Annotated in this window: 18 protein-coding genes and 4 pseudogenes; 8 read left to right on the top strand and 14 right to left on the bottom strand. The window is 72.7% G+C overall.

Going from position 1 to position 23,532, the window contains the following annotated elements; genetic code table 11:
* Both A2U95_RS32155 and A2U95_RS23640 read right to left on the bottom strand, forming a co-directional pair.
* A partial coding sequence (locus A2U95_RS32155) for a beta-ketoacyl synthase N-terminal-like domain-containing protein (protein WP_206283041.1) occupies positions 1 to 4,135 on the bottom strand: 4,135 nt, incomplete at its 3' end.
* 147 nt (positions 4,136 to 4,282) lie between these two features.
* Complete coding sequence (locus A2U95_RS23640) at positions 4,283 to 5,113, bottom strand: menaquinone biosynthetic enzyme MqnA/MqnD family protein (protein WP_240957894.1); 831 nt, start codon at positions 5,111 to 5,113, stop codon at positions 4,283 to 4,285.
* A gap of 470 nt (positions 5,114 to 5,583) precedes the next feature.
* On the opposite strand from A2U95_RS23640, the gene A2U95_RS23635 reads away from it, so the two are divergent.
* The 3 genes and pseudogenes from A2U95_RS23635 (at position 5,584) to A2U95_RS33975 (ending at position 9,636) form a co-directional block, all read left to right on the top strand.
* Positions 5,584 to 6,603 (top strand): TauD/TfdA family dioxygenase, encoded by a 1,020-nt coding sequence (locus A2U95_RS23635; protein ID WP_166026543.1) that lies wholly within the window; start codon positions 5,584 to 5,586, stop codon positions 6,601 to 6,603.
* 6 nt (positions 6,604 to 6,609) lie between these two features.
* Positions 6,610 to 9,048: pseudogene (locus tag A2U95_RS23630) on the top strand (amino acid adenylation domain-containing protein); the annotation flags it as partial.
* Positions 9,037 to 9,636, top strand: coding sequence for an AMP-binding enzyme (locus tag A2U95_RS33975; protein ID WP_476756110.1), 600 nt, complete (start codon positions 9,037 to 9,039; stop codon positions 9,634 to 9,636). The pseudogene A2U95_RS23630 and the gene A2U95_RS33975, both read left to right, overlap by 12 nt.
* Before the next feature lie 87 nt (positions 9,637 to 9,723).
* On the opposite strand, the gene A2U95_RS23625 is transcribed toward A2U95_RS33975, so the two are convergent.
* On the bottom strand, positions 9,724 to 10,545 hold the full coding sequence (locus A2U95_RS23625) for an AfsR/SARP family transcriptional regulator (RefSeq protein WP_166026539.1): 822 nt from the start codon (positions 10,543 to 10,545) through the stop codon (positions 9,724 to 9,726).
* An 874-nt stretch (positions 10,546 to 11,419) separates the two neighbouring features.
* Between A2U95_RS23625 and A2U95_RS23620 the strand changes: the two genes are divergently transcribed.
* Both A2U95_RS23620 and A2U95_RS23615 read left to right on the top strand, forming a co-directional pair.
* Positions 11,420 to 12,022 carry a MarR family transcriptional regulator gene (locus tag A2U95_RS23620; RefSeq protein WP_166026536.1) on the top strand — a complete coding sequence of 201 codons (603 nt, stop codon included), beginning with the start codon at positions 11,420 to 11,422 and terminating at the stop codon, positions 12,020 to 12,022.
* Between the two features lie 2 nt (positions 12,023 to 12,024).
* The gene (locus tag A2U95_RS23615; protein ID WP_166026534.1) at positions 12,025 to 12,555 is read left to right on the top strand and encodes a hypothetical protein; all 531 of its coding nucleotides are present in this window, start codon (positions 12,025 to 12,027) and stop codon (positions 12,553 to 12,555) included.
* Positions 12,556 to 12,862: 307 nt separating this feature from the next.
* Here A2U95_RS23615 and A2U95_RS23610 read toward each other — a convergent pair whose 3' ends face one another.
* From A2U95_RS23610 to A2U95_RS23585, 6 genes are all read right to left on the bottom strand, one after another.
* On the bottom strand, positions 12,863 to 13,540 hold the full coding sequence (locus A2U95_RS23610) for a nucleotidyl transferase AbiEii/AbiGii toxin family protein (protein ID WP_166026532.1): 678 nt from the start codon (positions 13,538 to 13,540) through the stop codon (positions 12,863 to 12,865).
* Entirely contained in the window at positions 13,537 to 13,977 is a 441-nt protein-coding gene (locus tag A2U95_RS23605) for a hypothetical protein (RefSeq protein ID WP_206283040.1), read from the bottom strand. The genes A2U95_RS23610 and A2U95_RS23605 overlap by 4 nt, the downstream gene beginning before the upstream one ends.
* 380 nt (positions 13,978 to 14,357) lie before the next feature.
* A complete protein-coding gene (locus A2U95_RS23600) occupies positions 14,358 to 14,798 on the bottom strand; it encodes a MarR family transcriptional regulator (protein WP_166026530.1) in 441 nt (146 codons plus the stop codon).
* Positions 14,795 to 15,289, bottom strand: coding sequence for a MarR family winged helix-turn-helix transcriptional regulator (locus A2U95_RS23595; RefSeq protein WP_166026528.1), 495 nt, complete (start codon positions 15,287 to 15,289; stop codon positions 14,795 to 14,797). Before A2U95_RS23595 ends, A2U95_RS23600 begins: the two co-directional genes overlap by 4 nt.
* 260 nt (positions 15,290 to 15,549) lie before the next feature.
* Positions 15,550 to 15,729, bottom strand: coding sequence for a hypothetical protein (locus tag A2U95_RS23590; protein ID WP_166026516.1), 180 nt, complete (start codon positions 15,727 to 15,729; stop codon positions 15,550 to 15,552).
* Between the two features lie 120 nt (positions 15,730 to 15,849).
* Complete coding sequence (locus A2U95_RS23585; protein ID WP_166026526.1) at positions 15,850 to 16,767, bottom strand: helix-turn-helix domain-containing protein; 918 nt, start codon at positions 16,765 to 16,767, stop codon at positions 15,850 to 15,852.
* A 59-nt stretch (positions 16,768 to 16,826) separates the two neighbouring features.
* Here A2U95_RS23585 and A2U95_RS32915 point away from each other — a divergent pair.
* Positions 16,827 to 17,255 (top strand): annotated as a pseudogene (locus A2U95_RS32915) (hypothetical protein); the annotation flags it as partial.
* A 12-nt stretch (positions 17,256 to 17,267) separates the two neighbouring features.
* Here A2U95_RS32915 and A2U95_RS23580 read toward each other — a convergent pair.
* Positions 17,268 to 17,447: a sodium:neurotransmitter symporter gene (locus tag A2U95_RS23580; RefSeq protein ID WP_166026523.1), complete on the bottom strand. Its 180-nt coding sequence runs from the start codon at positions 17,445 to 17,447 to the stop codon at positions 17,268 to 17,270.
* A 652-nt stretch (positions 17,448 to 18,099) separates the two neighbouring features.
* Between A2U95_RS23580 and A2U95_RS23575 the strand changes: the two are divergent.
* Positions 18,100 to 18,906 (top strand): annotated as a pseudogene (locus A2U95_RS23575) (IS5 family transposase).
* Here the strand turns inward: A2U95_RS23575 and A2U95_RS23570 are convergent.
* A complete protein-coding gene (locus tag A2U95_RS23570) occupies positions 18,890 to 19,381 on the bottom strand; it encodes a GNAT family N-acetyltransferase (RefSeq protein ID WP_166026521.1) in 492 nt (163 codons plus the stop codon). The pseudogene A2U95_RS23575 and the gene A2U95_RS23570 sit on opposite strands and share 17 nt — an antisense overlap.
* A 494-nt stretch (positions 19,382 to 19,875) precedes the next feature.
* Entirely contained in the window at positions 19,876 to 20,481 is a 606-nt protein-coding gene (locus A2U95_RS23565) for a hypothetical protein (RefSeq protein WP_056789649.1), read from the bottom strand.
* A 166-nt stretch (positions 20,482 to 20,647) separates the two neighbouring features.
* Between A2U95_RS23565 and A2U95_RS23560 the strand changes: the two genes are divergently transcribed.
* On the top strand, positions 20,648 to 21,862 hold the full coding sequence (locus A2U95_RS23560) for a helix-turn-helix domain-containing protein (protein WP_166026519.1): 1,215 nt from the start codon (positions 20,648 to 20,650) through the stop codon (positions 21,860 to 21,862).
* A 51-nt stretch (positions 21,863 to 21,913) separates the two neighbouring features.
* On the opposite strand, the pseudogene A2U95_RS23555 reads toward A2U95_RS23560, so the two are convergent.
* Both A2U95_RS23555 and A2U95_RS23550 read right to left on the bottom strand, forming a co-directional pair.
* A pseudogene (locus A2U95_RS23555) lies at positions 21,914 to 22,572 on the bottom strand (IS5 family transposase); the annotation flags it as partial.
* Between the two features lie 704 nt (positions 22,573 to 23,276).
* On the bottom strand, positions 23,277 to 23,492 hold the full coding sequence (locus A2U95_RS23550) for a hypothetical protein (RefSeq protein WP_166026518.1): 216 nt from the start codon (positions 23,490 to 23,492) through the stop codon (positions 23,277 to 23,279).
* Between the last annotated feature and the right edge of the window lie 40 nt (positions 23,493 to 23,532).

Raw genomic sequence — 23,532 nt, 5'->3', positions numbered from 1 at the left:
CCTTCGACGACGGCTCACCGACGTTCAGCGTCCGGGGCAGCACCCCGTGACGCATCGCCATGACCATCTTGATCACACCCGCGACACCCGCCGCCGCCTGGGCATGGCCGATGTTCGACTTCAGCGACCCCAGCCACAGCGGCCGCCCGTCCTCCGGCCGTTCCTGCCCGTACGTGGCCAGCAGCGCCTGCGCCTCGATCGGATCACCCAGCGTCGTGCCCGTGCCGTGCGCCTCCACCACGTCCACGTCGGCGCCGTTCAGACCCGCGTTGGCCAGTGCCGCGCGGATGACGCGCTGCTGCGACGGCCCGTTCGGGGCGGTCAGCCCGTTGCTGGCGCCGTCCTGGTTGACGGCGGAGCCCCGCACCACCGCCAGCACCTGGTGCCCGTTGCGGCGGGCGTCCGACAGGCGCTCCACCAGCAGCACGCCCACGCCCTCGGACCAGCCCGTGCCGTCCGCGTCGTCGGAGAAGGGCTTGCAGCGCCCGTCGACGGCCAGGCCGCGCTGGCGGGAGAACTCGACGAACGACGTGGTCTGCGCCATCACCGCCACGCCCCCCACCAGGGCGAGGTCGCACTCCCCGGCGCGCAGTGCCTGGACCGCCAGGTGCAGGGCGACCAGGGACGACGAGCACGCCGTGTCCACCGTCACCGCCGGCCCCTCCAGCCCCAGGGTGTAGGCGACCCGGCCCGAGGCGACGCTGCCCGCGGTGCCGGTGGAGACGTACCCCTCGGCGAGGCCGGTGCCGGCGCCGTTCGTCCCGGTGCCGTAGTCGTGGTACATGAGGCCCGTGTACACGCCGGTGAGGCTGGCGCGCAGTGCGGCGGGGGCGATGCCGGCCCGTTCCAGCGCCTCCCAGGACACCTCGAGCAGCAGGCGCTGCTGCGGGTCCATCGCCAGCGCCTCGCGCGGCGAGATCCCGAAGAACTCGGCGTCGAACTCCGCGGCGTCGTGCAGGAATCCGCCCTCGCGGACGTACATGGTGCCGGCGTGCGACGGGTCCGGGTGGTGGAGCGAGGCGAGGTCCCAGCCCCGGTCCTCCGGGAAGGGGGTGATGCCGTGTCCGCCGTCGGCCACCATGCGCCACAGGTCCTCGGGCGAGGCGACGCCGCCGGGGAGACGGCACGCCATGGAGACGATCGCCACGGGTTCGTCCGGGCCGGCGCCGCGCCCCGTGGCGTGGTCGTCGGCGACCGTGTACGCGGGGACCGCCTCGTCGCGGCCGCCCAGCAGCGCGTCCAGGTGGCGGGTGACGGCGCGGGGCGTGGGGTGGTCGAAGGCGAGGGTGGCCGGCAGGGCGAGTCCCGTCGCGGCGGCGACCCCGTCGCGGAAGCGGACGGCGGTGGTGGAGCTGAAGCCGAGGGACGTGAAGTCGCGGTCGGGGTCGACGCCGTCGGTGTCGCGCAGGCCCGCGGCGGCGACGGCCTCGGACCGGACGATCGCGAGGAGGGTGCGCAGCCGGTCCGTGCCGGGGAGGGCCGAGAGCACCGTGCGCAGGGCGGCGGCCGCGTCGGCCTGGACCGCGGTGGCGGGGACGGGCAGGGCGCGGGAGGCGGAGAGGTCCGCCACCAGGCCCGGCTCGTCCAGCATCAGGGCCGCGTCGACGGCGGCGAGCTGCTCCCGGGCGGTGAGGCCGTCCCGCAGGCTCAGGGCGAGGCCCGGCAGGCCGCGGGCGCGGCGGTGCGCGGCCAGGGCGTGGGCGAGCGCGTCGGCGGCGGGGTCGGCACCGTGGGGGCAGAGCAGCAGGAGCCGGGCCGGGCCGGCCAGCTCGTCGAGCCGGAGCAGGCCGTCCGGGTCGTCCGGCCGGCCGTCGGCGGCGAGGGCGTGGACGACGAGCGTCGACGCCGCGTCGTCCGCCGGACCGTGCGCGGCGGTGACGCCGGCGCCGGCGGCGCGCAGGTCCGCCGCGAGTTCCTCCCGGGCCGCCGCCGCGGTTGCCGTGCCCGGCTCCGGGCCGTCGGGCAGGACGAAGCGGCGGACGCCGTGCGCCTCGGCCAGGTGGCGGGCGACGGCCGCGGGGACGACGACGGTGTCCGTCGCGCCGCCGGACGGGCGCAGGTCGGCCCGGGTGACGTCGCCCGGTGCGGGCGCGAGCGCCCGGCCGTCCCGGACGGCGGTCTCCGCCGCGCCGCTCGCGACGGCGGCCAGGAGCGCACCGGCCGTGGCGGGGGCGTCCGGGTCGTCGACGTCGACGGACAGGACGCCCTCACGCGCCCGCAGGGCGCCGCGCACCGTGGCGCCGGCGAGGTCGCGCGGCGGGTCCTCAGGCCCGGTGGAGAGCGTGCCCGCGGTGACGACGACGACGCGGGCCCCGCCGAGGCCGGGTTCCCCGGCGAGCCGGTCGAGTTCCGCGGCGAGGCCCGCGTGTCCCCCGGCCGGCGGGCCGAGGAGCACCACGTCGGGGGCGGGGCCGGCCGGTGCCGGCTGCGGCCAGGCGCGGACGTCGGCCCCCGCGGCCGCCAGGTTCCCGGCGAGGCCCCGGGGGGCGCTGTCGTGGACGGCCCAGACCTGGGGCCGGCGCGGTGCGGGCGGCAGTTCGGTCCAGCGGGTGCGGTGGAGGCTGTCGTGGCGTTCGGACACCGCGAGCAGGCGTGCCGGGACGTCGAGCAGGGCCCGGCGGCTGACCTTGCCGGACCCGGTGCGGGGGATCTCCCGCACCTGGTACAGCTCGTGCGGCACCTTGTGGTACGACAGCCGGTGCCGGCACGCCTCGTACAGGGCGGCCGCGTCCACGCCCCCGGGGCCGGGGACCACGAAGGCGACCGGGACCTCGCCGAGGACGGGGTGCGGCCTGCCGGTGACGCCGGCGTCGGCCACGTCGGGCCGGCCCAGCAGGACGTCCTCGACCTCCGTGGGGTGGATGTTCTCCCCTCCCCGGATGATGAGCTCCTTGAGGCGGCCGGTGATGGTGACGTGGCCGGACGGCGCGCGGCGCGCCAGGTCCCCGGTGCGGTACCACCCGTCGGACAGGACCTCGGCGGTGGCGTCGGGACGGTTGTGGTAGCCCACCATGACGTTGGGGCCCTTGACCCAGATCTCGCCCTCCTCCCCGGGCGCGGTGTCCTGCCCGTCGGCGGGGTCGACGAGGCGGATCTCGAGGCCGGGGACCGGCAGCCCGCAGGAGCCCTCCACCCGCGGGCCGGTGACCGTGCTCATGGTGACGGCGCCGCACGCCTCGGTGCTCCCGTACAGGTTGAGCAGGGGGACTCCGTAGGCGGTCTCGAAGGCGCTCTGGAGGGTGGGGGTGGTGACCGCGCCGGCGACCAGGCAGGTGCGCAGGGACGGGGTGCGGAAGCCCTGCCCGTCCGCCGCGGCGACGAGGTGGTGGTACAGCGCCGGGACACCGGCGAGGAAGGTGGCGGACTCCTGCCGCACCGCGTCGGCGATGTCCTCGGCGGCGAGGCCGTCGAGGATGCGGGCGGTGGCCCCGACGGCGGTCACCCCCACGACGCACGCGATGTGGGAGAAGCTGTGGAACAGCGGCAGCGGCCACACGACCCGGTCGTCGGCGGACAGCCCGGCGACGGGCGCGTAGGAGGCGGCCACCGCCCACAGGGCGTTGCGCTGGGTGGACAGGACGCCCTTGGGGCGCCCGGTGGTGCCGGAGGTGTAGAGCTGCCAGGTGATGTCGTCCAGGCCGAGGCTGTCGGGGGCGGGCACCGGCGGTTCGGTGGTGGCGAGCGCCTCGAAGCAGTGGGTGCCGGGCGCGGGGGGCTCGGGCGGCAGGACGTCGGGGACGACGACGAGCAGGAGGTCCGCCCCGGCCGCCGCGCGGCGCACCTGCGGGAGGTGGGCGGTGTCCGTCACGACGGCCCGCGCGCCGCTGTCGGCGAGGATGTGCGCGAGTTCGCCGTCCGAGGACCGGGGGTTGACGGGCACGCCGACGGCCGCGGCGCGGAGGGCGGCGAGGTAGCCCTCGACGGTCTCGACGCGGTTGCCGAGGAGGAGCACCAGCCGGTCCCCGGGCGAGATCCCGAGGGCGGCCAGGTGTCCGGCGATCCGGGCGGTGCGCCGCTCCAGGGCCGCGTAGGTGAGTGACCGGCGTGCGTCACGGAAGGCCGTCCTGCCGGCGTGCCGTTCGGCGTGCCCCTTGAGGATGTCGGGGAATGGGCGGATCAGCTCGGCACGCAGCATGTCACCATGTCCGTCTCTCGAGTCGGCCTCTCGGCCTCTCGGCGGCACCCGCCGTCCGGCAGGGCCCCGGCCGGGAGTGTTTTTCCGCGTCAGTGTGCACAGACGGGGCCGGTCCCGCCGAACCCCTGCCGCCCCCTGTTTCCGCCGTCACGGGGCCGGGATCACGTCGATCCGCACGTCGGGCGGGAAACCCGCTCCGGGGCCGCCGACCCGCCGGGCGAATTCGGTGAGTGCCGCCAGCTCCCTCGCGCCGAAATCGAAGCGCAGACCGCGGAGGTAATAGTCCTTCAGCCTTTCGGCGTCGAATTCCGCCCGTTCCGCGATCTGCTCGCATATGAGGTCGATCTCCTGGAGGGAGAGGTCGCGCGCCTCGATCAGGCTGGTGTGCACGCGGCGCACCGCGTCGGGCCGCCGGGCGAGGAACTCCCTGCGGGCGGCGAACACGGCGAAGACGAACGGCAGGCCCGTCCACTCGCGCCACATCCCGCCGAGGTCGTGGACGTGCAGGCCGAGCCGGGGCGCGTCGTGCAGGGCGGCCCGCAGGGCGGCGTCCCCGATGACGACGGCGGCCTCGGCGTCCTCGAGCATCCGGGTCAGGTCGGGCGGGGCCACGTGGTACTCGGGGCGGACCCCGACACGTTCGGCGAGCAGCAGCTGGGCGAGCCGGACCGAGGTGCGGCTGGTGGAGCCGAGGGCGACCCGGGCGCCGTCGAGGCCGGCCGGCGGGACCTTGCTGAAGAGCAGGCAGGACTGGACGTCCCCGTCGCTGCCGACCGCGACGTCCGAGAGGGCGACCAGGTCCTCGGAGTGTTTGAGGTACTCGAAGACGCTGATGGGGCCCATGTCCAGGCGGCCCTCCGCCAGGGCGGTGTTGAGGATGTCGGGACTCGCCTCGGTGAGGTCCACGTCGGAGAGCGCGCCCGACTTGGCCAGCCCCCACAGCAGGGGGACGCAGTTGAGGAAGGAGATGTGTCCCACCCTGGGCCGCGCGCGCTCCGTGCCGTCCTGCGGCCGGTGCCCGGCAGCCCCGACGAATTCGCGGGACCAGTCGGTCCGCGGCGCCGCGCGCGGCCAAAACGGTTCGCGCCCGCCGTCGATGTCGAAGGTCGATTTCAAAGAGGTGCCCACGCTTTCCGGTGTCGGTCTTCCTCGGATCGCGGCTCCGGCCGGCACCGCTTTCCGACCGCTGATTCCGGCACACATTTCCGGTCGCCGCCACGAGCTGTGAGTGCGGCAACCGTACAGCCGGGCCGCGGAGCCCCCGCCGGGCAATGGGCGGCATGAAGTGGCCTGGCAGCAAACGGCCAATTCCCTAGGGGTTCGAACCCCTATATGCGGAAACCCCGGGCCGATTCGTTAAGGGTTGCCCGGCTTTCCGGCCGCTCCTAGCCTCGCTCGAGGAATCGCCTGGCATTCCTCAGCCCATCCTGGCGAATGATTGGAGAACCATGTCAGTTCCCTCGGAGGTGATGAACCCCGCCGGTGCGGTCTTCCGCCTGGACAGCGCCGAGCACGACGCGCTCGCCGAACTGGCCGCCTCCCTGGCCGGCGTCTCGCCCGGCCTGGTGGACGACGACGGCTGGGTGGCGGCCGCCCGCCGGCTCTCCGGCGACCTGCCCGTCCGGCTGCGGTCCCGGCTGCGCGAGTTCACCTGGGATCCGGGCACCGACGCGATGCTGCTGCTGCGGAACCTGCCGCTGGAGGCGGCCGGCACGCCGCCGACGCCGTCCGTCCCCGGCTCGGTGCAGCGCGGCGCGACCCTCCCGGCCGCCGCCCTCATGCTCATCGGCATGGCGCTGGGGGAGGTCGTCGCCTTCGACAAGGAGAAGTCGGGCGCCCTGGTGCAGGACGTGGTGCCGGTGCCGGGCATGGAGGCCTTCCAGGGCAACGCCGGCTCCGTGAAGCTGAACATGCACACGGAGAACGCCTTCCACCCGCTGCGGCCCGACCTGGTGGGCCTGATGTGCCTGCGCAACGACCACGAGAACGTGGCCAAGCTCCGGGTGGCGTCGGTGCGCAGGATCGTCCCGCTGCTGCCCGCTCCCGTCCGCGCGGTGCTGCACGAGCCGCGCTTCCTCATCGAGGCCCCGGCCTCCTTCGACATGCCCGCGGGCAGCGCCCGGCCGCGCGGCGTGCTGACCGGTAGTCACGACGACCCGGACCTGACGGTCGACTTCAGCAGCACCGTCGCCCTCGACGACGAGGCCGCCGACGCGCTCCTGCTGCTGGAGAAGGCGGTCGAGCGCAGCTACCGGGAGCTGCTGCTGCAGCCGGGCGACCTCGCCTTCGTCGACAACCGCATGGCGCTGCACGGCCGCAGCGCCTTCGTACCGCGCTACGACGGCGCGGACCGCTGGCTCCAGCGCATCTTCGTGCACCTCGACCACCGGCGGTCGCGCGCCCTGCGGCCGACCGGGGGCCAGGTCCTGCTCAGCGCCGCGCCGGCCGACACCACCACCGAGAGGTAACGCGTCATGGCCATCGGGGCAGCTCCCCTCCCCTACACCCGGCCGGTCTCCCCGATGGAGGCATGGTTCCTGGTCTATCCGGACTCGGTGCCCGGAGTCATGCACCTGTTCGTCAGGGGCACCGGGGTGATCACCGGCCCCCAGCTCGCCGACGCCGTCGAGCGGGCCGCGCGGTCCTGCCCGGGCACCCGGCTCACCCGGGACGGGATGACCTGGAAGGACAGCGGGAGGGCCCCCGAGGTCCGCGAGCTGCCCCCGGGCGGCCTGGACCTGGCCGCCGATCCGCCCGACCTGCACCGCCCGCTGATGGGCGACCCGGGCCCCACCTGCGAGGTGCTGCTGTCCTGTCAGGACGGTGAGACGCGGGTGGTGTTCCGCGCCTTCCACGGAGCCCTGGACGGCAAGGGCCTGATGTTCTGGGCCGAGGAGGTCTTCCGCGCCCTGCGCGGCGAGCCCCTCCTGGGCGCGCCCGACGCGGTGAGCGAGGCGGAGCTGCTGGAGCGGCTGGACGCCCGGGGCGTGACGGGTTCGCCGGGCGTCGAGGCCGACCTCGCGTGGCCGTCCGCGCTGGGCGCCCGGCGGAAGGGCGGCGACCGCGGCTTCTTCTGGCGCCGCCGCACCGTCGACGGCTCGCACCCGGGCGCGGTCGCCAAGGTGGCCCTGGCCGTCACCCGGGCCCGCGGCCTGGACACCGGGCGCTTCATGGTGCCGGTGGACCTGCGCCGGCACGCCCCCGAGCTGCGGTCGACGGGCAATCTCACCCACAACCCGCTGCTCGAGGTGGACGCCGACTCCGGCTGGGAGGAGGCGCACGAGCGGATGCTGACGCTGCTGGCCCGCAACCACGACCTGGCCGCCCGCGCCGACACCGTGATGACCCAGGTGCCCCTGGACGTGCTGCGCGGGCAGATCGCGGAACTGGACGCCTACTCCGCGGCCCGGAACAAGTACGCGGCCCTGGCGATCGTCTCGCACATGGGCCGCGTCGACGAGGCGGCCCTGAGCACCGGCGCCTTCCGGGCCACCGAGGTGTTCGTCCTGCCGAACTCGGGACCCGTCGGCCCTCCGGAGATCGACCTGGTGGAGTTCGGCGGCCGCACCGAGATCACCGTCGGCTGGCACGACGAGCCGGGCACGGCCCAGCGGGCCGAGGCCCTCCTGGACGCCATCGAGGAGGAGCTCTCCCCCGCCCACCGCAGACAGTGGGTGGGCAACGCCCCCTCCCGCCCGCTGTCCCGCCCCGGCACCGTCGTGGAACAGTTCGAGGCCCAGGCCGCGCGCACCCCGGACGCGGTGGCGCTCACCGGCCCGGAGGGGCCGGTGACCTACGCGGAGCTGAACCGCCGGGCCGACGCGGTCGCCGCCGAACTGCAGGACCGCGGTGTCGGCCGGGGTTCGGTGGTGGGACTCGCCGTGGGCCGCACCGTCGCGGCGATGGCCGGCGTCTGGGGCGTCCTCAAGGCGGGCGCGGCCTACCTGCCGCTGGACCCGGCCCATCCCGACCAGAGGCTGAAGGGCCTGCTGCGGGACGCCCGGGTCTCCGTCTGCCTGGTCGGCGCCGACCTGGCCAAGCGGGACCTGGTCCCGGTGGGCTGCGAGGCGGCGGTCCTCGAGGACCTGGCCGGCCGCGGCGGCCGCCCGGTCCCGGCGGGCGTGCGGCCGGACGACCTCGCCTACGTCATCTACACGTCCGGCTCGACGGGCCGCCCCAAGGGCGTCGAGATCGAGCACGCCCAGCTGACCGTCTTCGCCGACTGGGCGATCCCCCTCTACGGCGTGGACGGCACGACCCGCTTCCCGCTGTTCACCTCCCTGGCCTTCGACCTGTCCAACACGGCGCTGTTCCTGCCGCTGCTGGTGGGAGGGTCCGTCGCCCTGGTCCCCGACGACCTGGACCACACGGTGCTCCGGGAGATGCTCACCTCCTCGGGCGCGAACGCGCTCAAGCTCACCCCCACCCACCTCGACCTCATCAGCAGGCTGGGGCTGCGGCCGGTGGGCTTCCGCACGGTCGTCGCCGGCGGCGAGCTGCTGCGCGGCGCGGTGGCGGCCCGGGCGCAGGAGATCTTCGGCCCGCAGTGCGGGATCTTCAACGAGTACGGGCCGACCGAGACGACGATCGGCTGCATGTCACGCCGGTTCGACCCGGAACGGGACGCGGAGCTGCCGTCGGTGCCGATCGGGCTGCCCACCCCGAACACCGCCATCCACCTGCTCGACGCCCGGGGCCGGTTCGTCGAACCGGGCGAGGTGGGCGAGATGTACCTGGCCGGTGACCAGCTGGCCCGCGGCTACCGGGGCCGGCCGGACCTCGACGCGGAGCGCTTCCTGCGCCTCGCCGACGGGACCCGCGTGTACCGCAGCGGCGACCTCGCCCGGCTGCTGCCGTCCGGGGAGCTCGAGTCCGCCGGGCGGACCGACGAGCAGGTCAAGGTGCACGGCCACCGGGTGGAACCCGCCGAGATCGCCCGCGTCCTGGAGGAGCACCCGTCGGTGGCGAGCGCCTTCTCCGCCGGACTCCCCCGCCCCGGGACGACCGACAGGACGCTGTGCGCCTGGGCCGTCCCCGCCGGCGACGGGGAGCCCGCCGCTCTGCTCCCGCTGCTGGAGGACCACCTGCGCGAGCGGCTGCCGCGCTACATGGTCCCCTCGACCATCCTGCTCATCCCCGAACTGCCCCTGACGCAGAACGGCAAGGTGGACGTGTCCGCCCTGCCGAAGCCGTCCGGCTCGCCCGGTGCCTCCCACGGCCCCGGCGGGGCCGGAGGGCCCGTCGGGGAGCGCGACGAAGTGGAGGAGACCATCGCCGAGATCTGGACCGAGGTCCTGGGGCTGTCCGCGGACCGGCTGGGCCAGGACCCCGACTTCCACGCCCTGGGCGGGGACTCGGTGTCCCTGCTGACCATGCTGGCGCGCGTGTCGTCGGACGTCGTGGGCCGCGAGGGGGAGAAGGAGTTCATGTCCCACCTGGCCGGTTTCATCGCCCGCCCCACCCTGCGACACGTCTCGGAGGTGGCACGCGGGCTGCGCTGACGACGTGAACCGGTGGGGACGACGCGTGTGCCGCGTCGTCCCCACCGGTTCATGTGGCCGGTCCCCCCCAGGAGCCGGCAGGTCCCCTCAGGCCGCGAAGAGGTCGAACGTGGAGGTGCGCCGCGGCCCCGCCATCTGGTCGAGCTGCGGATCCACGGTGAGCATCGCCTGGTGCAGCCGCTGCAGCTGGGGAGAGGGTTCCACCCCCAGCTCCTCGATCAGCCGCATGCGGAGCCTGCGGTAGATCTCCAGGGCGGAGCCCTGCCGGCCGGCCCGGTACAGGGCGACCATGGCCTGCGAGTGGAGCCCCTCGTGGTGCGGGTGACGTGCGGTCAGCTCGGTCAGCTCGGCGATCAGTTCGCTGTGCCGTCCCAGCCGCAGGTCCGCGTCGATCCTCCGCTCCACCGCCACCAGCCGGCTCTCCTCCAGCCTCAGCACCTCGATCTCCAGGACCGGGCCGAGCCGCACGTCCACCAGGGCGTTGCCGTCCCACAGTTCCAGGGCCTGCCGGTAGCACCGGGCGGACCCCTCGCTGTCGCCGGCCTCGAAGGCCGCCAGCCCCTGCGCGGTCAGCTCCTCGTAGAGGTGCACGTCGACGCAGCCGGAGGGGATCTGCAGGACGTACCCGTTGTGCCGGGTGGCCAGGACGTCCTTGGCGCTGGTGCCCGCGTCACACCCCATGGCGGCGCCGAGACGGCGCCTCAGCTGCAGGATGTACGTCTGCAGGGTGGTGAGGGCGCTCTGCGGCGGGTGGCTGCCCCAGATCTCCTCCATGAGTCTCTGTACCGGCACCACTCTGCCTGGGTACAACGTCAGCAACGACAGGATCTGCCGTGGCTTGGCCGCGGACGGCACGATCGACGTTCCGTTCACATGGGCCTCGAGCGGGCCCAGAACCTGAATTTTCATGCCGGCCTCCCCCTTCGCATACCGTCGACCACTCGCGCCGCACGCTAGTCCGAAACTTGTCGGTCGAGCGGCGGCCTCCAGTCCCTCTCCAATTGCTTTCCAGGCGGCTTCCACCCGCGGGCCGCACCCTGGCCGGATCGGCTCAGGTGTCCCGGGGGACATCACGCCTCCGGCGCGATCGGCGGTACCGCGCCCGGTGGTCGAGCCGCGCAGGTGCGGACCGGCGGTCGGCCGTCCGTCGTCGAAGCGCGGCCGTGCGGCGCCGTTGGGCGCTTCGCGCCGCGCGGGACCTCCCGGGGGCTCCTCCGGCCCCGCCCCCGGGACACGGGTTGCCGGGCCGGGCGTCACTGCCGGGTTTGGGCCGGCCGACGGCATGAGACGACGTCAGCGGGTGTGCGGGGCGCACCCTGCTCGAGGAACGCTCGAGTCCCGCTGGAGAGATGGCCGAAGGTTCCGGGAAGAACGAGCTCCCACAGGGACCGGCGGTTGGCCGCCCGAGGACGGAAGCACCGATTCCGCAGGTCAGAGGCCAGATCAGAGCTTTCGCTCCCTGACGTTGCGTCACCACCGCACCCAAACCGGCGACCCACCGGCGACCCGCACCTTCTAATAAGGAAGAGGCCCACGTTTCCGCAGGTCAGAGAGGTGCGGATGGTTCTGAAGTTACCTCATGAGGCAACTTCGGCACCCTGAGATTGCCTCATGAGGCAACTTGGGCCCCTTCATTGCGACCCATGTGCGCAATATTGCGACCACTGGAAGTTACCTCATGAGGTAACTTCGCGGCGCGAACGCGCTGATAGGTCGCATCGTTGCTACCTATCTGCGCAACTGACTAGGGTGAGCGGGTCTTGGTTTCGACAGAGGAGGGCTCATGGCCCAGCCGCAGCGGGACGACGACCGGTCACCCCGTTCGTCACCCGCGCCCGACAGCCCCTACAACCTTGCTCCCAGACCCAGGGACAACCTCGTCCGTCTGCCGGCCGGGCACTCCGCCGAGGTGCGTCCGCCGGTCAGCGCGGGCAACTTCATCGGCGGGTACTTCGCTCAGGATTCGCTGGAGTTCCTCTGCTGGATGGCTCAGTACTTCCGTGACGACAACACCTCGTTGCGCGTCCTGCTGTGGCTGATGGGCAGCCAGGACGTGGGCGGCGCCGTCTGCCTCAAGCAGCGGGAGATCGCCGACGCCCTGCAGCTCACCCGCCCCCAGGTGTCGCGGAGCATCCACAAGTTGGAGAATCTGGGTCTGGTGTTCTCGCCCAGGCGGGGTCACTATCAGCTCCAGCCCGCCGTCACCCTGCGCGGTGGCTACCGAGCTGTGCCCAAGCCCGGCCGGGGCTCGGGACGCAGGGTCACCGTTCCCGTCGAGCAGCTCAGCCTGCTGAGCGACCTCGCGCTGGATCCGAACGTTCCGGACGAGTTCCGTGCGCTGGGGCTGCCCGGCGCACGGCTGCCGGAGAAACCCAAGGAGGCCTGACCATGCCGCTGCCTGCGCCGATTCAGCAGGAGCTGTCCGTCGGCACGTTCAACGTCTTCGCGTACATGCCCGCCATGCCCGGCATCGCCTACCGGGTCCTCTTCGAACTGCTGGGTACGCAGCAGAACGGCGGGCTGTGCCTGGTGACCGAGGAGGCGCTGGCGGCCCAGCTCGGCGTGCACCGCTCCATGGCCGGACGCGGCCTGCAGTCGCTCATCCACGCCCGCATGGTCTTCCGCGAGGCCCGCGGCACCTACCGGCTCAACCCGATGCTGGCGGGCGGCCGCACCTTCGAGGAGCACCTCGAGGCCATCCGCGACCTGGCCCCCGAGGACCGTCTGGACGTCGACCACTTCCAGGACCGCTACGACCGGGCCGTCGCCGAGGCCTCCATCGCCCGCCAGCGCCGCAACAAGGGCCGGACGAAGGCGTCGTCGGCCCCGGACACCGCCCGCCGGGAGAAGGCCGTCGCCGAGGCCGACGTCGTCAGCATCACCGCCGCCAGGCGGCGGCCGCGACGGCAGCCGTCCTGACGGTCCGCGGCCGCAGGCCCCCGGAAACCATCGGAGCCCCGCCGAATGGGCGGGGCTCCGATGTGTCTTGGTTTCGCTGCAAACTTTACAGCACAGTCCCGGCCGCCGCGGGCGCGGCGGTCCGCGCCCGGCTCCCCGTTGGCCGGAATGCCGCCGGTCAGCGGCCTCCGCGGCCCGTCGTCACCAGGCCACCGCGGAGGTGTCCGACCCCCTTCCGGCGGCTCCCCCGCGAGGACGGCCGATTTTCGCGCGTCGCGCGAACACCGCCGGCCCGCCCGGGATCCGCCCTCCCCGGCGGTCGTCGCCGTCAGTCGTCGCCGAGGTCGTCCCCGACGTCGTCGCCGGCCAGCCGCCGTCCGATGTCGTCGGCCCACTCCTGCGCCCACGCCAGGAGCTCGTCCACCAGGTCCGGACCGGCGCCGTACTGCTCGAACTCCAGCGGGTCGAACCAGAGCACGCCGGTGAGGCGCGTCTGCAGCGCCTCCGGGTCGAAGCGGTCACGGGCGTGGCGGCGGCCGAACTCCTCCAGGTCGGAGGTGGTCCAGCGGCGGGAGGCGGCGAAGACGTCGAGGGCGTCGCGCGGGGCTCCGCGTTCGGCCAGGGCGCGGACCTTGGTGCCGATCACGTCCTCCTCGGACAGGACGGGGCCGTAGGCGCAGACGGCCGGGGGCCGGGTGAAGACCTCCTTGAGGATGTCGACCTCGCACTCCTGCCCGGCCGCGTCGGCGGCGGTGAGGCGGGCGGACAGCGGGGCGGTCTCGATCACCTCGATGCGCCAGCCGCGCGCGGTGAGACCGTCGGCGAGGTCGCGGACGATGTCGTCCATCGGAGCCGGGTTCTCGGTGGCCACGTCGAGGTCCTGACTGGGCCGGGCGAGGAGCTCGTGGGCCTGGACGCCGTACCCGCCGGTGATCACCAGCGGGTAGGGGGAGCCGAGGGCCAGGACGTCGGCGAGGAGCCGGGCGTGCAGGTCGGGCAGCCTCACGCGGCCGTCCGGTGCCGGCGGACGGCGGGCGGTGCGGCGGGCGGCAGGTGGGAGAGGGCGCGCAGCTCGGCGAAGGCGCCCTCCCACACGTCGCGCACGGAGGAGGAGATCAGGGTGCGCAGGGTGGGCCACAGCCGCAGCAGCACGTCGCGGTTGAGCAGGGCGCACAGGTCGCGGCGCATGCCCTCGGCGAGGACGACGCGGTACAGGCTCATCCGCTGCCGCTCGTTGCCGAGGTCGAAGACCCGCAGCCCGGACCACACCACCGTCAGCGGCGGCTCGACGAGGCCGTCGGCGGGACCGCGCAGCTCGTCGAGCGAGCCGGGCAGGCGGCGGCGGAACTTCTCCCGGTAGAGGCCCAGGTCGTCGGCGTGCGCACCCGGGCCGGCGGCCGCGGACGGCGACGGGCGGGTCGTGGGCCTGGGCGGGACGCTCATGCCCCCAGTATGCCGGGCGGGCCGGGACGGCGGCCAAGGGGCCGCGGGCCCGGCCCGACGCAGTTCACAGGCCGCGGTTCACAGGCCGGGGTCCGCGGCACCCGGTGCACGTCCCACGCTTTCCTCCCGACGGCCGGAGAAGGCTCCCGCCGCGGCCGCCCGCACCGCCGCCGTGGCGTGGTGGGTCCGGCCCGCGCGGCACGTCACCGAGCACGTGCGAGCGATCACGTCGGGGACCGTGGCCGACCGGGAGGAGGCCGCCGCGCGGATCGGCCGGTCCCGACACCGCGTCCTCGTCGCGCACCCGCCCGCTCGTTCCGGCGGGCGGCCCGGGACCGGCCCCGGCGGCCTCGACCCGTCCCCGCCGCACCCCGCGCGCATCAGTCCAGCGCGGCGAGCTCCGCGTCGGCGCGTTCGGTGACCAGGGCGAGGACGCGGCCGGCGGCGGCGAGGTCGTCGGCGGATATCCCGCCCCAGATGCGGGCGGAGAAGGGTGCGACCTCCGCGGCGGTGACGGCGATCAGCTCGCGTCCCGCGTCCGTGGGGCACAGGTGCGTGCCGTCCGCGACGAGCAGCCGCTTGGCCAGCAGCGCGTCGAGGGCGGCGCGGACGTCGGCCGGGTCGGCCTTGAGGGCGCCCTGGACCTGGGCGACGATGTCGTCCGGCGTCCGGGGGCTCTCGGCGGTGACGGCCGCGCGCAGGGTGACCTGCTGACGGAACGTGATGCCGTGCCGGGCCAGGACGCGCTCCAGGACGCCGCGGGCGGCGTAGTGGGCCAGGCCGAGGGCGCGGGAGTCGGCGGCGGGTGCTGTGGTGGTCATGGCGTTGTCCCCTCGATGTGCTCGTCGGTCGGTGCGGAGGGAGCGAGAGGTGCGTCGAGCAGGATCATCAGCTCGTCCGTGAACGCGCGCGTCCGTGGGGCGTCGAGGCCGCCGAGCGGCTCCAGCAACTGCTGGAGCAGTTCCTGCACCATGACGACGGCCTGCCGGGTGACGGTCCGGCCCTGCTCGGTGAGCGAGAGCTGCACGGCGCGCGGGTCGCGCGGGTCGCGGGTGCGCTCGATCAGGCCCGCCGACTCGAGGGTGCGCGCCAGCTTGGAGACGTACAGCGCCTCCAGGCCGGTGTGGTCCGCGAGCCGGCGCTGGCTGGGCCGTTCGCCGGCGCGCTGCATGCCGTACAGCGAGGCGACCAGTGAGTACTGCGCGTGGGTGAGACCCAGCGGAGCCACCGCCCGGTCGACCGCGACACGCCACTTGTTGGCGAGCCGCCACACCAGGAAGCCGGGCGTGGGGCCCGGTGCACTCTTGCTCATGACCGATAAAGTACATGGCTACTATCGCCATGGCTATTGTTTTCCGTGATGCCGGCGGCGGGTCCCGCTCGACGGGCCGCCGAGGCCGCCCGGAAGCCCGCGGACGATTCCCACCGCACGGCGACGAACTCCCGGTTCCTACGGCTCCGACCGCTCAGGAGCGACGGCCCCCGCCGCCGGCGACATCGCGCACGCGCGCCCGCTCCGCCGCCCGGACGAAGTGACCGTCATGTGCCGCCGGACGCACTCGTGGCCAGCAGTCACCAGCCGAGCCCGAACAGTGCGAAGAACCCCACCCCTGACTTGAACATGATCGACACGCCAGCCGGAGAAGCAGCCCGCCACCGGAGGATCCTCACGTCGGCACGCGTCTCGCCGACCTCCTCTCCCGGGGATCCCCGGATCCGGCCGACGCGCACCGTCCGGATGCCCTCGGTCATCACGACCGTCCGCCCGACCACCGGTCGTGCGCCTCGTCGGCGTACCGGTCCCGGGTCGGCACGGCGGCCGCCGGCCCCGCACATCGCGTGCCGCGTACGGGGCCGGGACCGGGCAACGGGTCAGACCTGCTCCGCGGCACCCGCGGCACGCAGGGCCCGTGCCAGCCACCACAGTTCCTCGGTCGCGTCGGGCGACGAGTCGCGCCCGCGCACCCGGGCGACGAGCCTGAAGTAGTGCTCCGCCCCTGCCTCGAGCCCGGCCTCCAGGCTGCGCAGCACGGCGGCCCGGTCGGCGTCACCGAACAGCTCGGACAGCACCTCGGCCGCCGCCGGGTCCTCGGGAGCGACCCCGTCCTTCCTGACCTCCGCGACCACCTGCACGACCTGCCTGGCCCACCAGATGGACGCCCCCGGAGGACGGCCCTGCCCGGGCACGGGCGTGTTGAGCTCCAGCCAGGTGCGCAACCGGGCGCGGAAACCGGGGTCCCGCACCAGTTCGGCCAGTTCGATCCAGGCGTCGACCTGCTCGGGTGTGGGATCGTCGGGCAGGTCGATGCTGTAGTCGCGCATGCGGTCGCGCAGGCGCGGATCCTCGAGACCGCCGAACACCTCCTCCTTGAAATCTTCGATGATCTGCTTGCGCTCGGCGGCGGAGAGCCGCGCCAACCGGTTCATCAGTGTTGTCTCCTCAACGGTCGAACCCCGTTTCGCCACGGTGGACAGGACGGCCCGGCTCACCTTGAGCGAGCGGATCCGCGCGTCGAGCGCGGCCACGTGCGCCTCGGCCACCTCGGCGACCGTGGTGCTGCCGCTCAGGACGCGGCACACGTCGTCGAGGCCGAGGCCCAGCTCCCGCAGGGTGCGGACCAGCTCGACGCGGGCCACGGACCCGGGGCCGTACAACCGGTAGCCGCCCGCGGACCGGGCCACGGGCGGCACCAGCCCTTCGTCCGACCAGAAGCGCAAGGTGCGCACCGGAAGCCCGGTGCGGTGCGCGAGTTGGCCGATGGTGAGCACGTCGGGGCGTTCGTCGTCCATGAGGGAGATCCTGGACCTTCCGGTGACTGGAGACTCAAGCGCTCCAGCGCGGTGTCCCGCGAATCCTCCGGGGCGGTACCGCACCGACCCGCACGGCCGCCGTCGAAGGGCTTGCCGTTCTGGGCCTGTCCGCTGCTCCGAACCCGTACGCGGCCGGGCCGGCGCTCGCCGTCTGCGGGGCCGGCACGGGCGCCACGACGGTGCTCGCGCCCTCCCTCCGGCAGGTGATCCCCCGCCCGCCTGATGGGCCCGGTCGCCTCCACCCCCGCATGCTGGCGATGTGCGCCGCCGGCGTCCTCCTGGCGATGACGGCCGTCACGGCATCCATGACCGGCGACCGCCGGGTCGAAGCGGCGCTGCGCGCCACCGCCCCGGCCGACGGCCGGGTCACCGACGGCGGGAAAGGACGAGCAGGACCGCCAGGACGAAAGCGACGAAGAGAAGGGCGATCCCCCAGGCCGGTAGTTCGGCAGCGGAAGGCGGCATGATCAGTGACAGCGTCATCGCCCGTACCCCTTGCGCAGGAACAGGAGTCCGCCGGCGGTCAAAACGGCACCGGTGACGATCGGCAGCACCGCCCGGGCGTTTCCGTCACCGGCGTCCTCCACCCCGAGACAGAGCAGAGCGATACCGCAAAGCAGCGCTATGAGCGCTGCCGCGACCATGGCGGCTGTACGCATGGACGACTCCTGTCTTCTGGGACGTGGAAGGGGATTCGTACAGCGCTCCCGGCTTCCGGGTCAGCCGTACACGGCGGTTGTCGCTCCGGTGCTCCCGCGGTCATGACGGAACGCCCTGTCACCCCGGCGCCGACCGAGACACCGAAAGCGGCGAGGGATCCGACTGCGGCGCCACCGGTCCCGCCTGCCAGGCGCGGTCGGATCAGCTCTTGCAGGCGTCCTCGAAGCGGGTGCTTCTCCTGGCCGCAGGAAGATCCACTAGCCCCGTCCCCTCCTCCGTCCCATGACGGTTCCGGTGACGATTGCGGCCAGGGCGATCAGCAGCAGAACGACTCCCGTCGTGCCATCGGGAAACCAGAGCGCGGCCAGAGTCACGGCATTTCTCCTTCGGTCCGTCCGCGGTTCCGGTTGCCGGATTCGGTCGGATCAGTCCGTGTGGGCGTCCTTTGCCGGATCACCGACGTAGGGACCGGCCACCGCGCAACCTCCCGCGGCGAACATGCAACCGAGCCCGGTTCCCAGGCCGGCGCCCCTACTCACCAACTCCTTCTCCAAAGCCTGCTGATCCCCGTTCACGGCGTCGGTCCCCAGCTCGAGCAGGCCCTAAGGCGCGTACCGAAAGTGGATCTTGAACGTGCGATGATCTTGATTCTTGGCACGTGGAGATCTGACGAATGCGCAGTGGGCAGTGCTGGAGCCGCTGCTGCCAAAGGGTAAGAAGTCTGGTCGGCCGCCGATATGGACCAGGCGGCAGCTGATCGACGGCATACGGTGGCGGACACGGACCGGGACGCCATGGCAGGACGTCCCGGAGCGGTACGGGCCTTGGGGCCGGGTGTGCGACCTGCTCCGCCGCTGGCAGCGGGACGGCACCTGGCAGCGGATCTTCACCGAACTGCAGGCCCGGGCCGATACCAGGGCCCTGATCACCTGGGACCTCAACGTCGACTCCACTGTCTGCCGGGCCCACCAGCACGCCGCAGAGGCGAGGAAAAGGGGGACCTGCAAAAGGAACCGCCGGGCGGCATCGCCACCGAGCCGGACGACCACGGCCTCGGACGCTCGCGCGGCGGCCTGACCACCAAGCTCCACCTGGCCACCGAGCAAGGACAGAAGCCCATGTCGATCGTGATCACGGCCGGGCAGGTCCCGCACCCGGCCCGATCGCGTGCGCGCCGACAAGGCGTACGCCTCTCGCAAGAACCGCGCCTACCTACGTCGGCGCGGGATCCGCTGCACCATCCCGGACAAGGCTGACCACGCCCGCAACCGCAAGAAGCTGGGCTCCCGTGGTGGCCGCCCACCGAAGTTCGACAAGATCGACTACCGCGAACGCCACGCGGTGGAGTGCGGCATCAATCGCCTGAAGAGAAACCGAGCGGTTGCCACGAGGTATGACAAGCTCGCGGTCCGCTACGAGGCGACCGTCCTCGTCGCGGCCATCAACGAGTGGCTGTGACCGCCGTGTGCTCGGCGGCACCCCGATCGGCGATGGTGAAGCGCAGCTCAGGACGCTCCCACGAGGTCTTCGGCGGCGAAGGGGCAACAGTTCCCACGCGCTCAGCACCCAGGCGCCGATAGAACCTCTCGGCCGGAGGATGGGCGACGACCCGCACCTCCGTCAAGCCGGCCTCCCCGGCCTGACGGATCATGTGCTCGATGAGCAGACGGCCGACACCCACTCCCTGGACGTCATCCGACACAAACGCCAAGTCCAGTTCAGGAGGGTCCAACACCAAGGCGTAGAAGCCCAACAGTTGATCCGCCGCGTCAATGGCGACGAAGACCCGGTGCCGGGCGAGGTAATCGGCGGTGACCTGGTAGCCGGAGATGACCGAGGCGTACTCGCCCCGATAGGCGCCGGACGCCTGGATCAACGCAGTGAGGTGCTCTGCGTCCTGAGCAACAGCGCGCCTGATCGTCATGGACTGCATCTGCCGCAGTATATGAGCGAACCCACCGAGCAGCCATTACATGTCGACCCGTGATCCACTTTCGGTACACGCCCTGGCCGACAGCCAACCGCTCACCGCGTTCAAGCCCTCCCGGGCCGAGTGGAAGAAGACATCACTTCAGATAGGAGGCCAGCCTTGGCAGCTGACGTCACACGGTGCCCGATGACGCTGTCAGGGGAAGATCGGCGTCATCCCGCAGAAAATCGGGATCGGCTTCCTACAGGACCCGCGGTAGGCCGGGCGCCCGGCGGCGCTGCTGGACGGTGGCGGGTGTATGGGTGTCGGCGCCATCGATCTCCCCTTGGAGGCCATTTCATGTGGCGAGTCTGCGGTAGCAGATGAGGGTGCAGGCGATGCTGGTGAAGGCCAGGAAGTGGTCGCCGCCGGCGGAGCAGGTGGGCACGACAGCGGCGCGCCCGGGTTCCGGCCGCGCCGCTGACGAGCTGTGGTCAGCCCTCGGGGGAGCCCCCGGGTCAGTGGAGCTTGTTGACGGCGGTCTTCGTCGTGGTGCGGAAGGCGGTCAGCGGGGCGTCCTCGAGGTCGCCCATCTGGCCCCAGCGGACGAGGGTGACGGTGCGGCCGTCGCGGCCGACGGAGAACAGGTGGATGTCGGAGATGCCGATCTGCGGGTCGGCGGTGTCCAGGCTGTAGACCCAGGCGCCCTCCTCGACGGCGAGCTTGCCGTGGGAGGCACTGACGGCCTGCAGGCCCGGGTTCTGCTGCTCCAGCAGGGGGCCGCAGCCGGCGAGGGCCCCGCGGAGGGTGTCGACCAGCTTCACGGCGTCGGCTTCGGTACGGGCGACGGTGGTGACCTGGACGCCGTTGGTGTCGAGCTCGGTGCTGAACTCGCGGTAGCGGGTGTTCTGCGCCGGGATCTTGTACGGGGCGCAGAGGACGCCGCCGTTCTCCGGGACACCGGTGAAGACCTGGGTGGCGGTCCACGGCGTCGACGACGGCGGCATCTGGGAGGCGGCGAGGAAGGCGGGCTGGGCAGCGGCCTGCGCCGGGGCTGTGGCGAGGGCCGCGAGGCCCAGTGCGGCAGCGGCTGCGGTGGCGAGTGCGGTGCGGAGCTTGTTCATGGTGGTGGATCCCCCGTCGGGTCGTTCGTTCGGTCAGTGCTCGACCAGCGTGGGGCCGACGCCCGCCGACTGCAACGATCACGCGCCTACCAGCCGTCCCGGAACCATTCCACCCCCGCTGACGTGCAAGGACGTGAAGGATGGGACGCAGGGTCGGGGGGATGGAATGCCGAAGGACGCCGCCGTCGAGGAGTTCGCGGGGCTCGTGCGCGCGCTGAAGGCGCGGGACGGGAGGAGTTACGAGGCGCTGGGCCGGCGGCTGAGCGTCAGCGCGTCCACCCTCCACCGCTACTGCTCGGGAGCGACCGTCCCGGAGGAGTTCGCCGTGGTCGACCGCCTCGCCCTGCTGTGCGGGGCGGACGAGGAGGAACGGCGGGCCCTGGAGGCGGCCTGGACGGAGGCGGACCGCGCCCGCCGCCGAGCGGCCTCGCCCGCGCCCACGCCGGTGCCGGCCGTGTCGGCCGCGCCGGAATCGAACCCGGAACCGTCCGCGCCGGAACCCGGCCCCGGTCCCGCCCCGGACCCGACCGCGCCGGACCCGTCCGCCGCGGATCTGTCCGCGCCGGAGGCGCCCCGCGCCCGCCCCCGTCGTGGCGCCCCCGCTCCCCTCCTCGTCGCCGCCACCGTCGCCCTCGTCGTGCTCGCCCTCGCCGCCGCCCTGCTCGGCCACCCCACCCGTACGGCTTCCGCCCCTGCTCCCGCTTCCACCGCTCCGGGGCGGACCGCGGCCCCCCTCCCCTTCACCTGGAGCATCGGTTCCCAGCTCTGGGAGGGCGGCTGCGGGCACACCTACCTCGTGGACCGGGCCCCCCGCGCGGTCGCCCCGCCGCCGGTCACGGCCGACTCCGGGGCGTGGGCCGGGACGCACGGTGCCGTGCACGGCGGGGAGGCGCTGGTGCGGATCACGGTCCAGGGCCGGTCGCCGTCCGACGCCGTCGTCCTCCATGCCCTGCACGTGCGCGTGGTCGACCGCGCCGCACCGCTGCCGTGGAACGCGTACCGAATGGACAACGGCTGTGGCGGCGCCGTCACCCCGCGCCACTTCGCCGTGGACCTCGACCGGCCGCGCCCGCTCGCGAGGCCCGTCGACGGCCTTGACGCCTCCGGCGCCGAGGTCCGGAAGATCCCGGCCGTCTCCTTCCCGTACAAGGTCACCTCCTCCGACCCCGAGGAGCTGCTGGTCTCCGCGCGGACGGCGGGCTGCGACTGCCGCTGGTACCTGGAGCTGGAGTGGAGCGCCGGGGGCCGTACGGGGACGGTGCGGATCACGGACGGCGGGAAGCCGTTCCGCACGAGCGGGACCAGGGGGAGGCCGACGTACGTGCACGACTCCGCCGAAGGGCGCTGGATCACAGACTCGGACTCCGGACAGACCGGGTGACCGATGAGTAACTTCGACTGACATAGGCTGAGCAAGCGCTTGGAGAGCGTCTCATTTGGCGAGTCTGCGGTAGCAGATGAGGGTGCAGGCGATGCTGGTGAAGGCCAGGAAGTGGTCGGCTTTGCGCTCGTAGCGGCGGTGGAGGCGGCGGCATCCAGCGAGCCATGCCATCGTGCGTTCCACGGTCCAGCGGTGGCGGCCCAGGCGTTGTGAGGACTCAACTCCCTTGCGGGAGATGCGGTGGGTAATGCCTCGCCCGCGTAACCGTCGTCGCAGGTGGTTGTAGTCGTAGCCCTTGTCGGCGTGGAGCTTGCCAGGCTTGCGCCGCCGTCGGCCACGGCGCGAGCGGATCGGCGGGATGCCCTTCACGAGAGGGGTCAGGGCCTGGCTGTCATGCAGGTTGGCCCCGGAGATTCCGACGGAGATGGGCAGACCGGAGCGTTCCGTGATCGGGTGGATCTTCGAGCCGTACTTGCCCCGGTCGACAGGATTCGGACCTGTCAGGTCCCCCTTTTCAGGGCTCGCATGTTCACCGAGTCGATCACGCACCGCGACCAGTCCAGCTCGCCACGAGCCCCGAGTTCGTCGAGGACCAGGCGGTGGAGCTTGGCCCACACCCTGGCCTTCGACCACTCCGAGAACCGCCGGTGGGCCGTCGCCCCGGACGGGCCGAACGACGCGGAAGGCAACTGCTGCCATGAGCACGAGGACCGCACGCCGCTCTATGCGGAGGTCTCAGCAGACCCAGTTCGCCGCAGGCATCACAGCCCTCTACTCGAGCGTCCCGCTCTCCACTGGGACGCCCTTACCTACGGATCAGAAGACCAACGAGGCCTCCGGTTGCAGTGGTTGAGACGTCAGACACCTCGAACGAGTGCCCGAAGGCCTCGTCCGTCATTCGCAGACGGCCGTCACCCGATCGGTGACCACTCTGAAGATCTTCAGTGAGGCTCCACGGGGCCGAAGCCCTCCGCCACAGGGGCGTGCCGGATCCGATCACTTGCGTCTCCTCGATGCCGCAACGACGGCCCATGCCAGCCCCAGGACGAGGAGGCCGATCACAACCCACATCGGGGCTCCGCCCAGGCCCTTGTACGCCAGTAAAGTCCAGTCGCTACTCTGTCGCACCGCAGTCACTCCGCTCCTTCAGTTCTGCTCGGCTGCGCTTTCCGACCAGCGACGGAGGGATCAGCAGACCCAGCAGTGCCCAACCTCCGTTCTTCCCCGATATGAGCAGGAAGCCCCCCAAGGGTGTCCCCCTCACTGCCGCTTCTTCGCTATGGCTGCGACGATGAAGCAGATGACTGCGATCGCCAATGCGATCAGGGCCAGATAGCCACCACCCTCGATACTGGAACCGCGCGCAAGAACCGTCATTTCCCGTCCTTCTCTTCTGCTCTCATCCACCTGACGCTCAACGGTGAGGCTTTTCACCGAGCGCTGCGGGCAGCAGAGTCACGATGAGGATGGCGGCAGCACCGATGCCGACTGCGGCCCAGCCTCCTCCAGTCCCCATCAGGACGAGCGCCAGCCCAGTGACTGCCGCGAGTGTCCCGAAGGCGATGGCGCCCACTCTGTTTCGATGCGTCGCCGACCGAGATCCGTAGAGTTTTTCGTTGAAACGCTTCACACGCCGACTCCCTCGAGGTAGCCGTGGTGGGGGGGGGGGC

Origin of the sequence: Streptomyces chilikensis, from assembly GCF_001642695.1 — a bacterium.
Lineage (GTDB): Bacteria > Actinomycetota > Actinomycetes > Streptomycetales > Streptomycetaceae > Streptomyces > Streptomyces chilikensis.
Note: the sequence above shows the minus strand (reverse complement) of the source record. Positions and strands in the feature narration are given on the sequence as shown.